The organism is Vibrio sp. 1641, assembly GCF_033339995.1.
Classification (GTDB): domain Bacteria; phylum Pseudomonadota; class Gammaproteobacteria; order Enterobacterales; family Vibrionaceae; genus Vibrio; species Vibrio alginolyticus.
In genome coordinates this window covers 164,077-176,806 of record NZ_JAWOVP010000006.1, presented here as the reverse complement: position 1 = coordinate 176,806, position 12,730 = coordinate 164,077, and the positions used below count along the sequence as shown (strand labels likewise).

Genomic DNA, 12,730 nt, shown 5'->3' with positions numbered 1-12,730 from the left:
TTCAAACAAAAGGCACCTTACAGGTGCCTTTTGTTTTTTGTTTACAGTGACCGTAAACACCGTGAGTTTATGTACCAAGGTTTAAGTATGAATACCATTATTACTGAATGAGAATCTTCCGTACTTTTTGCCGAGAAATATGCACACTAAATTTTCGGTTGATTCCCAATAAATAAGAAATGTATCTCACAAACCCGAGAGACGGCTTTCGCTCGCTCAGGTTTCATCACTCAGGCTTAAACATACTCAGTATCACTTTGACGAACACGTTCGGCCAACTGCTTATAACGATCAGCAATCGTGTCACCAAACACAGGATCATCCTCACTGACGCTCCATAAGCTCTCGACATGCTGCCAATCTTCTGTGGTAAATAACTCTTCAATGAGAGGCAAAATTTTTCGCTCTTCTAGCTCCAAGTGGTGCCTTTGCGATTCTATGAAATCTTCTAGGTGAGCGACAAACATGTCTTGTGGCACAACAGCATCCTGAAGGATCATCTCTATCACGGATGAAAACTCTCTGGTTTTACTCGCTAACTCTAGATGTTCTTTCTCTAAATTTTCCATGGTTTGTTGCTTACCATAGTGTTCAAGAAAGTGGTGATAGAGGATATCTTCTTTCGGGTGGTGTACTTTCTCCGAATGATTAGAGAGGTAATCAACAATCTCGCTTACTAACGCATAGTTGATTACACGTTCTTTTTTTATCTCATTAAGCTTATGGCGCAGTATCGCCAACAGACGAACCATATAACCATGTTCGCGTCGAATTCTTTCGATCATCATAGCGTCTCTCCTTAACACCTACTTTTAGTAAGTGTACATGAGAAATTTACTATCAGCCTCGAGCATGCTCAAAAAAACAGCGATCATAGCATCCATGATCGCTGTCTCTTCATTTATACCGTTAATGGCAAATGCCAGTTAATTGGTGCTTTTTCTTGTGATGTAAGCAACTGGTTTGCTTGAGAGAAATGCTTACAACCGAAAAAGCCTCGATGTGCAGAAAGTGGCGATGGGTGTGGGGCAGCTAACACATGGTGCTTATTGCGATCGATAAAACGACCTTTCTTCTGTGCATGTGAACCCCACAGCAAGAACACTACACCTTCTTGATGCTGATTAATGGCTTCAATCACTCGATCAGTAAACGTTTCCCAACCTGTCTTTGAATGTGAATGCGCTTTACCTTGCTCCACCGTTAATACCGTATTGAGTAACAATACGCCTTGTTCAGCCCAGCTTTGCAAAAAACCATGCTGAGGGATTTGGAAACCTTCAATATCTTGCGCCAGCTCTTTATACATATTAACCAGTGACGGTGGCGTTTTAATGCCAGGAAGTACAGAGAAACACAGGCCATGCGCCTGATTTGGGCCGTGGTATGGGTCTTGTCCTAGAATCACGACCTTAACGTCTTTGAACTCGGTAAAACGAAACGCGTTAAAGACATCTTTTGCGGGAGGAAAAATAGCTTTGCCTGCGGCGCGTTCGGCTTCAACAAAATTCAAGGTGTCTACAAAGTAGCTCTGCTTTTTCTCTTCGCCGATCACATCGTGCCAAGTGGGTGACTGATTCATGGAAAGTTCCTGTCCTAAATTTTGCTTCTATTCTAACGAGCGAAACTCAAACAAACAAAAACTTACCACGAACTTGAGACAAGTAATAAAAGACTAATGCTTCTGTGGCGTTCGAAAATGCCCCTGTCCGGTAATGTGACGATTAGGCATCGGTAAGCGAAGCACACGACGAGTGTAAGTATAAGGAGTAAAAGAGAATGGTCGAGACATGTTGGCATCCTTCTTTGCTAATTCAGAGATTGATGTTCAATGACTAAGAAAGAAAGGTGCCAACTTTGTGGTTACGCCATTAACTGTCAATGGCCGCTAAATGGAATTGACGCAACGTGTTGATCTCTTGCTGCCAAATATCTGGATCAATTGTTTCTAAAATCAGAGGGATACCATCAAAACGAGGGTCTTTCGCGATGTACTCAAAGCAATCCCACCCGATCTCTCCTTTACCAAGAGAATGGTGGCGATCTACTTTGCTGGCAAACTCTACTTTTGAATCATTTAGATGCATTGCTCTTAAATAGTGCATACCTACGATACGGTCGAACTCTGCAAAGGTGCGCTCGCAATCTTCTTTTGTACGTAAGTCATAACCAGCCGTAAAGGTATGGCAGGTATCAATACAAACGCCGACACGATCTTTATCTTCCACTTGCTCGATGATTTCAGCAAGGTGTTCAAACTTCCAGCCTAAGTTAGTGCCTTGACCTGCCGTATTCTCGATAACAGCGATCACATTCGGCACCGCTTTATGCGCAAGATTGATCGACTCGGCGATCATCGCGAGGCACTCCTGTTCAGAGACTTTCTTTAGGTGACTACCCGGATGGAAGTTAAGCAAAGTCAGCCCCAACTGATTACAACGCTCCATTTCATCAATAAATGCCGCGCGGGATTTATTCAGCTTTTCTTCTTCCGGCGCACCCAAGTTAATCAGATAAGAATCATGGGGAAGAATATGCTCTGCTCCGAAACCCAGCATTTTACAGTTCGCTTTAAACGCACTGATGGTTTTTGCTTCTAAAGGCTTCGCCACCCACTGGCGTTGGTTTTTTGTAAATAGTGCGAAGGCATTCGCGCCAATTTCACGAGCTCTCAACGGAGCTTGATCGACCCCACCAGCAGCAGAGACATGTGCACCAATGAGTTTATTCCCAAGCTTGTTTTTCATGTTTGTCATTTAATCACTTTAGACTTTCAGTATTGCTACCTAAATACAGATAGTTGCGTTAACCAGTTTAAACTTTAATCTCAATTTGTAGTAAATTTACAACAAAACCAGTTATTAAATATTTTTTATATTATCAAATAAATTGTAATTATTTTGTTTTCAAAGGTTTTATTGATTTAACTCAATAAAATTACCTTAATAAAAATAATGTTTTTGGTTGTTTTTTGACTTAAATCAATATTAAAATAGTGGATATTAGCTATATAATACTCAGCTCAACGAAAATTCGAAAATTAACACCAATAATCACCACGTAAGTGGTCTAGGAGATAGTGATGATCCAAGGTATCCAAATTACAAAAGCGGCAAACGACGACCTACTAAACTCTATCTGGCTATTAGATAGCGAAAAAAATGAAGCTCGCTGTGTTGCTGCAACTGCTGGCTACGAAGCAGACCAAGTTATCGCAATCAGCGACCTAGGTGAATACGAAAGCCGTGAAGTTGCAATCGAAACTGCTCCTCGTATCGAAGGCGGCCAACACCTAAACGTGAACGTGCTTAAACGCGAAACACTAGAAGATGCAGTTGCACACCCAGAGAAATACCCACAACTAACTATTCGTGTTTCTGGTTACGCAGTACGTTTTAACTCGCTAACTCCAGAGCAACAACGTGATGTAATCGCTCGTACTTTTACTGAGACTCTATAATCTCTCAGTAAACTAGCTCGCTAGAATTTAAAAAGCTTGGTCAGCAATGACCAAGCTTTTTTTGTTTCAGAATCCTTCTAAACCCTTTCTATAATGGAAAGCAACTCGCCTCTAAGGTGCATTTCTTTGCGAAGGATCTTTCTGAAACGCTTGCGCTAAAGAGGTTGGATCAAGCCTATCTCTTTGCAGTGACGCCCCTTCTGCCCACCAAATCAATTGATACATAGTGCGATTCATATAGCTGTCCCACTGCACCTGATCCGACTCATCCGCAGCAACGCCCTGTTCATCAAACACCTCTTGTGCTTTCGGAATATGGATCATTGCCGACACAGGCAAGCACCCCAGCTCAGATAAGAAAGTACGCATCGACACTGCAGCACGAGCACCACCCCATTGCCCAGCAGAGTAGGTCACGATCGCACTTGGCTTATAGGAAAACAGCGAACTGCCAAAATGGTTAAGCATGTTTGCCAAGGCTGGACTCATCGAATGGTTGTATTCCGGGCTAACCATCACATACCCATCGGCATGTTTGATTTTGTTTGCCAACTCGCTTAGGTGCTCTGGCACTTTAGAGCGGTGATAAGCAAACTCGGGCTTAAACACATCGCCAAAGTCATAGTCCAATGGGTCAATGATTTCGACAGTATGTTGCGAATGCTGACTCACGATGAGTTTTTCACACGCTCTACTGACTCGCATTCCTAAACGGGCTGGTCTTGGTGGCGTGCTGTCTCTCACCGAACCTAGAAAAATCAAAAAATGCATGCTTCTCTTTCCATCTCATTTAGTTAAGTTCGTTTCTCAATCATAAAGAGAGTTAAAACTTACCGACAATAAAAAAGGTGAATGATTGCTCATTCACCTCTCGTTATTTGTGTTTTTGATACTGACTGTATTTTTGAAGCTTACTGCACGCGGCGCAGTACTTGCTTCAGTGCGTCAAAGTCTGCGTCGAGATCTTCCGATAGCAGCTCCATCGCAGCGTGCTTCGCTAGTGGCGCAGGAAGGTCGATATCTGATTCTAGAATATCATCCACCACTTCTTTGAACTTCGCAGGGTGAGCAGTACATAGGAACAGACCGGTTTCACCGTCTTGCAATTGTTCTTCAAGAACGCGGTAAGCAATCGCACCGTGCGGTTCACACAGGTAACCCATGCTGTATAGATCTTTTACTGACTGTGCGCTTTGCTCATCAGATACTGCACCTTTACCTAGCGTCTCCAAGCCCCACTCTTTCACGCGACACAGCTCTTCAATACGAGGCCAGTTGTTTGGTTGGCTCACGTCCATCGCGTTCGATGTTGTTGCGACTGTTGGTTTTGGCTCCCACTTACCTGTTTCTAGGTAGCGAGGAACCGTGTCATTGGCATTCGTTGCAGCGATAAAGCGTTTGATAGGCAAGCCCAGCGCTTTTGCCAGTAGACCAGCAGTTAGGTTACCAAAGTTACCACTTGGTACAGACACGACTAGGTTTTCACGCTCTTGTTTGCTCATTTGCGCAGCTGCTTCAAAGTAGTAACAGATTTGCGCCATCAAACGGCTGATGTTGATCGAGTTTGCAGAGTTCAGACCGATCTCTTCACGCAGTGCAGAGTCATCAAAAGCTTGCTTAACCAGAGCCTGACACGCATCGAAGTCACCATCGATCGCAACAGTGTGAATGTTTTTACCAAGCGTACAGAATAGCTTCTCTTGCAGCGGGCTGATTTTGCCTTTCGGATAAAGAATCACAACGTTGATGTCTTCCATACCGTAGAAAGCATGCGCAACGGCTGCGCCAGTATCGCCAGAAGTTGCAGTCAGAATAGTAATCTTGCCGCCATCCGAAACCGCAGCCAGAGATTGCGCCATAAAGCGACCACCAAAGTCTTTAAACGCAAGCGTTGGACCATGGAACAGTTCCAGTGCGTAAACACCGTCTTTTACTTGGTTGATAGGCGCAGGGAATTGGAATGCAGCATCAACAAGAGCATTCACTTGCTCTTCTGCAAGTTCATCGCCAATTAACGCTGATAGAATCTTAGTGCTACGAGAGACAAAGTCTTCTGCAAGCAGCGCATCGATATCTTCAAATTTTGGTAATTCCGATGGGAAAAATAGACCTTGGTTACGGCCTAACCCTTGGCGAACGGCTTGGCCAAAGGAAACTTGTTCATCATTTTCTTTTATATTGTAAAGCTTCATAGCTCACTTCCTGTTACTTTCGAACCCTGCTTATCTAGACGACAAACGTGGACGAATCCTTCTTCGTTTTGTACGTAGTTTTGTTCTAACCAGCGAGCAACTCGCTCAGCGACATCTTTCTCTTTGCAAATACTGAACAGTGTCGGACCACTGCCAGAAATACCGGTTGCCAATGCACCCGCAGACGCTGCGTATTGACGTGCATTCGCAAAACCTGGAAGCAGTTTCTCACGATACGGTTCTGCGATCACGTCTTTGATCATTTTTGCAGCAAGTTCTGGCTGACCAGAATGACACGCATGAATAAAGCCCGCAAGGTGACGACCATGAGCGATGATATCTTGTCGGCGATATTGAGATGGTAGGATCTCACGCGCTTCTGCTGTTGATACTTTGATTCCCGGATACGCCATCACCCAGTACCAATCATCAAAACAAGGCACTTCTTGACTGATGATACCCAACTCTTCAAGCATCAACTGGACACCACCAAGGTAACACGGCGCGACGTTATCGTAGTGAATACCACCAGAGATCTTGCCTTCCATTTCCCCCATCAGTGCTAGCAGCTCAGTCTCATTCAGCGGTTGACCATGGAATCGGTTTAAAGCATCCAGCGCCGCCACGATAGAACATGCACTTGAGCCTAAACCTGAGCCTATTGGCATGTTCTTTTCTAGCGTCATTTCAAGTGGTTTTAGCTCAACACCTTTTTTATCTAGCTCGCGAGAAAACACCAGCCAACAATCGTAAACGATGTTTTCTTTTGGCTCTGTAGGCAACTTAGAGACAAAATTACCCGCAGTTTTCAGACTGAACGGCTCAGTCCCTGCCTTAACTTGCACTCTGTCACCTAGCAAGGTCCCATCCACTGGGGACACCGCCGCCCCCAGCACATCAAAGCCAACGCTTACATTACCAATTGATGCTGGGGCATAAACCACTACATCCATATCACTTGAACTCATTATTGTTATACCCCTAGTTTCCAACCTAAAGTACGCATCACGTCAGAAAATACACCCGCAGCCGTTACTTCGGTGCCTGCACCATAGCCACGTAACACTAGTGGGATTGGCTGATAGTAACGGCTGTAAAATGCCAGTGCGTTTTCACCGTCCTTGATTTTATACATTGGATCGTTTTCATCCACCGCTGCGATGCTTACTGTGCACTTGCCCTCATTAATCTCACCAACGTAGCGCAGTACTTTGCCTTCTTCCGCTGCCTTTGCAGATAATTCTTTAAAGTAGGCGTCTGCTTCAGGTAAACGCGCCATAAATTCATCAACGCTACCAGAATCATCAAAACCTGGTGGCAGTGCTTGATCAACCACAACGTCTTCTAGTTCTAGAGACATGCCAGCTTCACGAGCTAGGATCAGAAGCTTACGCGCGACATCCATACCAGAAAGGTCATCACGAGGATCCGGTTCAGTAAAACCATTTTCTTTTGCGATATTAGTTGCTTCACTTAGGCTCATACCTTCATCTAACTTACCGAAGATGTATGACAGAGAGCCAGAAAGAATACCGCTGAAGCGCTCTAGCTCATCACCCGCTGAGATTAGGTTTTGCAGGTTTTCGATTACCGGTAGACCCGCCCCCACAGTTGTTTCGTACATCAGCTTGCGACGAGAGCTGCGCGCAACATCGCGAAGCTGATGGTAGTAAGCCATGCTTGCTGTATTTGCTTTTTTATTTGGTGTAACGACATGGAAACCAGCAGCTAGGAAATCAGCGTATTGGTTCGCGATATCTTCACTTGATGTACAGTCAACCAATACTGGGTTGATGATGTGGTTACGTTGAACCAAAGAAATCAAACGCGCTAGGCTGAACTCTTCTGTCGCAGCCGACATACGATCACGCCAATGATCGAGTGGCAGACCTTCACTATCAAGCAGAAGACCTTTGCTGTTTGCCAAGCCACACACGCGAATAACGATGCCTTTTTCCGCAAGCTTCGCCTGTTGACGCTCGATCTGATCCACCAGCTCACCACCAACGCCGCCAATACCAACCACGAATACGTCTAAGAAGTGCTTAGAGTTGAATAGGTTCTCGTGACACGCTTTGATCGCTTCAGAGATTTTATCTTCAGGAATCACGGCTGAGATTGCACGCTCAGATGAGCCCTGTGCGATGGCTACAATGTTTACGTTCACTTCAGCAAGAGATGAGAAGAAGCGAGATGCAACACCGCGCGATGTACGCATGCCGTCACCAACCAACGTTATGATTGAAACATTATCAATAAACTCGACCGGCTCTAATAAGCTATCTTTCAGTTCCAACTCAAACGCATCGGCCAGTACTTGTTGCGCTTTTGCTTTATCTTCTGCCTCAATACAGAAGCTAATGCTGTACTCAGAAGAAGACTGAGTAATAAGAACAATAGACACACCAGCGGAAGACATTGCGCCAAATACGCGGCTTGCCATGCCAACCATACCCTTCATACCTGGGCCGGAGACGTTAACCATGGTTAGGTCGTTTAGCGTCGTGATACCTTTGATCGCCAGATTGTCTTCACCAGTGTCTTGCCCAATCAGAGTTCCTGCACCTTGTGGGTTAAAGCTGTTTTTGATCAGACATGGGATGTGGAACTGCGCGATAGGAGCAATGGTCTTCGGATGCAAAACGGAAGCACCGAAGTAAGAAAGCTCCATTGCTTCTTGGTAGCTAAGAGATTTAAGTAAGCGAGCATCTTCCACTAAACGAGGGTCGCAGTTGTATACACCGTCTACGTCAGTCCAGATCTCACAACAATCTGCGCGCAGACACGCCGCAAGAACCGCCGCTGAGTAGTCTGAACCATTACGACCTAGTGTAACTAGTTCACCTTTCTCGTTACCGGCAGTAAAACCAGGCATGATGTTCACATGACCTTGAGGAAGAGGATTCTGGCGGAAGTTCTGAGTCGAAACTTCAACATCGACCATGGCTTCTAGGTGATCGCCTTTTGCGTATAGATACTCGACTGGGTCGATAAGATGCGCAGGTTGGCCTTTCGCTTCAAGCACTGCCTTCATCAATTGAATTGAAACGCGTTCGCCTTTGCTGATGATGCGTGCATTGACGTTATTTGGGCACATGCCAAGAAGGTTGATGCCATGAACGAACTGGCGTAATTGAGAGAGAGAAGTTTTCACTTGGTTATCGAAAGCTGAACCATCGATATTGGGTAGTACTGCTTGGATTTGAGTGAAGAGCGTTTTAAACGACTCCTCCAACTCTTTGATTTGTAGTTCTGCTTCACCATTGCGCAATGCGCCTTCAATGACCGCAACCAATTTGTTTGTTGTTTTACCAGGAGCGGAAAGAACAACCGCTACTTCTTCTTGTTGAGCGTTATTGGCAATAATGTCTGCCGCTCTCAAAAAGCGATCTGCATCAGCTAGTGATGATCCGCCAAACTTCAATACTCGCATCCCTTCCTCCGGTATATCTTCTTAAATTTGTCTAAATTCTGGATAAAAAAGCATAAAAAAAGGCCTGTATCTTGTTGGATACAGGCCTTTTTTGTGAATTTCTTTCGCTCAGCAGCCTGCCCCAACATGTGTCGTGTCGGTAATAATAATGGTCGTGGTCATTACTACTAGGCTGTTAGATGGCATAAATAAATATTCAACGTTAATTGTGTTTGCTTAACTCTACGTTTACCGAGTTTCTGATACATAGTCAACAAAAAATTGTTTGTTTTTCCATCTTTCAGAGATTTCTGCTAAGCAATGTCATTGATATTTATAGTTAATTACACATTATTGATCATTTGGAAATCTACAGTTAGTTTTTGTAAAGGACTTAACTATCATCACCAGTTCGGTTTTTTATCTAATAACTAGTCTAATCTGTGCCATAAAACGTACGATCAAATAATTCGAGAGGGTTGTGACACATAACAACAACTTAACTGTGACTTATGTTCATAGGATCGAATTATTTAGAAAATAGGTGAGCTAGCTTTCATATTCTATGCTTTAATAGTGAGAAGCTTTGGGCGCATACTAATAAAAAAGTTGACACAAGGAGTGGTGAACATGAAAAGATGGCTTTTTCTGTTGCTGTTTTTTGTGCCTGGTGTTTGTCTAGCCAACGAGCTTCCGCCGCTTCCAGGTAAAACATCCCCTTCTCCTCATAAACTATTCATTTCCAGCGACAGTTATCAGTCTGACAGTTTTGATGTTTGGAATATCGATACGGGTTACGCCTACGAACTTTTTGATTCGGTAGACGTTTATGTCGGTGCGCGAGTCAATAACTCTCCTACCCAAAATCAAAGTGGTTTTTTGAGTGGGATCAGCTATCACTTTAATGATCGTGTCACGCTGAAAAGTACAGTTCGCTCTTACAAGAACGAAACAGCGGAAGGTATTCGCCAAGACGACAGCAGCCTCGCGGCTGAAGTATCAAGTCGCGTAAAAATTACCGATAAACTGGATCTTCACGCGACTCTTGATTACCAAGATTGGCAACAAGGCTTTGAGGTTGGTTTAGGCTTTCGTTTTTAGAAGTCCAGCTTTTGCTTAGAAATCAATACACCGTTCCAGTCCGCGTAAACGTAGTGCTTAGGTTGAACGATTTGGTTTTGCATCGTTAAGGTTACGTTTACCTCTCCTATCCCGCGTTTCTCTGTTTTAAACGGGTTAGTTCCAAGAGCTTGAACGCCAATGTCCATTTGAGATATTTGTGCTACGTCGCGTATTGCACCATAGACAATGATGCCTTCCCACCCATTTTCTATTCCGAGTATCGCTAATTGATCGCCGAGTAATGCTCTCTGACACGATCCATGCCCGTCAACAATCAATACTTTACCCGTTCCATCTTCGCCCAGTACTTCACGCACTTTCGAGTTATCGTGATAGCAGCGCACCGTAACGATTTCACCGTAAAAAGCGCTACGTTGACCAAAGTTCTGCAATGGTAAAGTAAGCAAGCTCACTTGGTCTTCAAATTGGTCACAAATATCGGGTGTAATGTCTCTCATATTTCCTCCGTGAATTTTCTCACCCAAGCGATGCTTCAGTGAGCAGTATCCTTTTCTATACCTTCTATACGAGCCGAGGTTTAATGGAGCCTAACGTATGAAAAACTTTCGGCTGCGAGCACGCAATAAGATAAAGTTGGTCATTAATGACGTAATAAATCGCGTTTTGTTGAAAGTCATTCGCCAATTCAACAGCTACCTCTGGCGACAACTCGACGGCAAAGCTTTCCTCATACCATGTAAAAGCGCTATCACCTACCGTGACAGGCGCGTAATTAACGTGCTGTAGCTGTTTTTCTAACGCGTGATTGTTTATGCTGTTCTCTTCTTTGGACCTCAAGTTACTGTATGGGTTCCAAGCGGTTATCACAGCATAGTTTGAAACACGCCACTCGGCTTCGAATCTGAAAAAAGATTCTGAATAAGCATTCCATAACGATGCGTCTATGTTCGTATTACTTTTTTCTATCATAAGTCTTAAACGATTAATAACAGTTACATTTCATCAATTGATATAAATCAACAAACTGAATGGAATTAACATTTGAGCATTGTTAGCATGCTGTTAACAATATAAAATCCGCTCAATATCTTAGGGTGTTTACGTTTCAGGCCCCACTGAAAGCAGGAAATGAAAGGTAAACAAGCCCTTTAGAATAAACGTCGCCATTGGATACTGGTGAGTTGGCAAAATTCCATGGAGGGCGGATAACTGAAAGAAGTGTTTTTTTGATCAACTTGATTTATTATCAAAATCACATTACCTGTATGTTATATTTTTGCCTAGAATTTATTCTATTAGCACAATTTTGTCACAAATTTAGGTACCGCCAATGCAAACCCCGCAGATTCTTATCGTTGAAGATGAGCAAGTAACTCGTAACACTCTTAAGAGTATTTTTGAAGCAGAGGGATACGCTGTTTTTGAAGCCAGTGACGGTGAAGAGATGCACCAAGTGTTGTCTGATAACTCAGTCAACTTGGTTATTATGGACATTAATCTTCCAGGCAAGAATGGCCTTCTACTAGCGCGTGAACTACGCGAGCAAGCGAACATTGCTTTAATGTTCCTGACAGGCCGTGACAATGAAGTAGACAAGATCCTAGGTCTTGAGATTGGTGCAGATGACTACATCACTAAACCATTCAATCCACGTGAGCTAACTATTCGTGCACGTAACCTACTTAGTCGCTCAATGAGCTCTAACGCGGTGCAAGAAGAGAAGCGCTCGGTAGAAAAGTATGAATTCAACGGTTGGGTACTAGACATCAACAGCCGCTCTCTAGTAAGCCCTGCTGGTGATAGCTACAAGCTACCTCGCTCTGAGTTCCGCGCACTACTGCACTTCTGTGAGAACCCGGGTAAGATTCAAACTCGTGCCGATCTTCTTAAGAAGATGACTGGTCGTGAACTTAAGCCACACGACCGTACTGTAGACGTAACGATTCGTCGTATCCGTAAGCACTTTGAGTCTGTTTCAGGTACGCCAGAAATCATCGCCACTATCCACGGCGAAGGTTACCGCTTCTGTGGCGATCTAGAAGACTAGATTTAACCGCTAATATCCGAAGGGCTTGCTCATTGAGCAAGCCCTTTTTGTTTTAGGTCTAACGACTAATGCAACATCATTGCGGTTAATAAACCTTGTTAATCTTCACGTACTTTTCGACTAACCAACGCTGTTTACCCGCATCGTCTAGAAGCACTGCGATATCAACCGATTTTTCTGTGTTCACATCAATGTGAGACGAGAACGCCACCTCCCATCGGCTTTCACTGTGCGTTCGAGTATCTAAAGACGCACTGTCCACCAACCACTCTTTTTGCCCCTGTTTAATAATAAGAGCTTCTGCCGTTAGATTTGCAGGAAGTAACTGATCTCCTTCGAGGTAAAGTGCACCTTGAATACTTTGCTCTTCCACGTCCCCAATATTCGGCATGAGGTTAACCCATAAATTACTTTTGAGCTCAACATTAACCTCATTAATCGTAATCTGACTGTTTTGTTGCCAATTCACATTTGGAACGGAACTACAGCCTGCCATCAATGCCATGGCTAATGCCAATGGTGCGATTCTTTTCATG

General features: G+C 44.0%; 14 protein-coding genes and 1 other annotated feature. Of the genes, 3 read left to right on the top strand and 11 right to left on the bottom strand.

The window, feature by feature from the left end; all coding sequences use genetic code 11:
* Positions 1–236: 236 nt before the first annotated feature.
* From R7Z47_RS14715 to nfo, 3 genes are all read right to left on the bottom strand, one after another.
* Positions 237–788, bottom strand: coding sequence for a hemerythrin domain-containing protein (locus R7Z47_RS14715; protein WP_005381807.1), 552 nt, complete (start codon positions 786–788; stop codon positions 237–239).
* Positions 789–901: 113 nt separating this feature from the next.
* On the bottom strand, positions 902–1,582 hold the full coding sequence (ung, locus tag R7Z47_RS14710) for a uracil-DNA glycosylase (RefSeq protein ID WP_005382846.1): 681 nt from the start codon (positions 1,580–1,582) through the stop codon (positions 902–904).
* Positions 1,583–1,871: 289 nt separating this feature from the next.
* The gene (gene nfo, locus R7Z47_RS14705; RefSeq protein WP_151514426.1) at positions 1,872–2,756 is read right to left on the bottom strand and encodes a deoxyribonuclease IV; all 885 of its coding nucleotides are present in this window, start codon (positions 2,754–2,756) and stop codon (positions 1,872–1,874) included.
* 326 nt (positions 2,757–3,082) lie between these two features.
* On the opposite strand from nfo, the gene grcA reads away from it, so the two are divergent.
* A complete protein-coding gene (gene grcA / locus R7Z47_RS14700) occupies positions 3,083–3,460 on the top strand; it encodes an autonomous glycyl radical cofactor GrcA (protein ID WP_005381814.1) in 378 nt (125 codons plus the stop codon).
* Between the two features lie 111 nt (positions 3,461–3,571).
* Here grcA and R7Z47_RS14695 read toward each other — a convergent pair whose 3' ends face one another.
* From R7Z47_RS14695 to thrL, 5 genes are all read right to left on the bottom strand, one after another.
* Positions 3,572–4,231 (bottom strand): NADPH-dependent FMN reductase, encoded by a 660-nt coding sequence (locus tag R7Z47_RS14695; protein ID WP_054822993.1) that lies wholly within the window; start codon positions 4,229–4,231, stop codon positions 3,572–3,574.
* 140 nt (positions 4,232–4,371) lie between these two features.
* On the bottom strand, positions 4,372–5,652 hold the full coding sequence (gene thrC, locus R7Z47_RS14690; RefSeq protein WP_061007749.1) for a threonine synthase: 1,281 nt from the start codon (positions 5,650–5,652) through the stop codon (positions 4,372–4,374).
* Complete coding sequence (thrB, locus tag R7Z47_RS14685; RefSeq protein ID WP_041852994.1) at positions 5,649–6,605, bottom strand: homoserine kinase; 957 nt, start codon at positions 6,603–6,605, stop codon at positions 5,649–5,651. Before thrB ends, thrC begins: the two co-directional genes overlap by 4 nt.
* Before the next feature lie 20 nt (positions 6,606–6,625).
* Complete coding sequence (thrA, locus tag R7Z47_RS14680; protein WP_053304351.1) at positions 6,626–9,085, bottom strand: bifunctional aspartate kinase/homoserine dehydrogenase I; 2,460 nt, start codon at positions 9,083–9,085, stop codon at positions 6,626–6,628.
* Positions 9,086–9,138: 53 nt separating this feature from the next.
* Positions 9,139–9,258: a sequence feature (Thr leader region), on the bottom strand.
* Positions 9,194–9,271: a thr operon leader peptide gene (thrL, locus tag R7Z47_RS14675; protein WP_074192076.1), complete on the bottom strand. Its 78-nt coding sequence runs from the start codon at positions 9,269–9,271 to the stop codon at positions 9,194–9,196. It overlaps the preceding feature by 65 nt.
* Before the next feature lie 423 nt (positions 9,272–9,694).
* Here thrL and R7Z47_RS14670 point away from each other — a divergent pair, with 423 nt between their 5' ends.
* Positions 9,695–10,165, top strand: a complete 471-nt coding sequence (locus tag R7Z47_RS14670; RefSeq protein WP_047102035.1) for a hypothetical protein — start codon at positions 9,695–9,697, stop codon at positions 10,163–10,165.
* Here the strand turns inward: R7Z47_RS14670 and R7Z47_RS14665 are convergent.
* Together R7Z47_RS14665 and R7Z47_RS14660 are read right to left on the bottom strand one after the other, a co-directional pair.
* Complete coding sequence (locus R7Z47_RS14665) at positions 10,162–10,644, bottom strand: putative 4-hydroxy-4-methyl-2-oxoglutarate aldolase (protein ID WP_005381822.1); 483 nt, start codon at positions 10,642–10,644, stop codon at positions 10,162–10,164. The genes R7Z47_RS14670 and R7Z47_RS14665 overlap by 4 nt on opposite strands.
* A gap of 64 nt (positions 10,645–10,708) precedes the next feature.
* The gene (locus R7Z47_RS14660; RefSeq protein WP_053306886.1) at positions 10,709–11,116 is read right to left on the bottom strand and encodes a DUF3293 domain-containing protein; all 408 of its coding nucleotides are present in this window, start codon (positions 11,114–11,116) and stop codon (positions 10,709–10,711) included.
* A gap of 361 nt (positions 11,117–11,477) precedes the next feature.
* Here R7Z47_RS14660 and arcA point away from each other — a divergent pair, with 361 nt between their 5' ends.
* Positions 11,478–12,194 (top strand): two-component system response regulator ArcA, encoded by a 717-nt coding sequence (arcA, locus tag R7Z47_RS14655; protein WP_005381824.1) that lies wholly within the window; start codon positions 11,478–11,480, stop codon positions 12,192–12,194.
* Positions 12,195–12,279: 85 nt separating this feature from the next.
* Here the strand turns inward: arcA and R7Z47_RS14650 are convergent, their stop codons facing one another.
* On the bottom strand, positions 12,280–12,729 hold the full coding sequence (locus tag R7Z47_RS14650) for a hypothetical protein (protein ID WP_005381825.1): 450 nt from the start codon (positions 12,727–12,729) through the stop codon (positions 12,280–12,282).
* Between the last annotated feature and the right edge of the window lies 1 nt (position 12,730).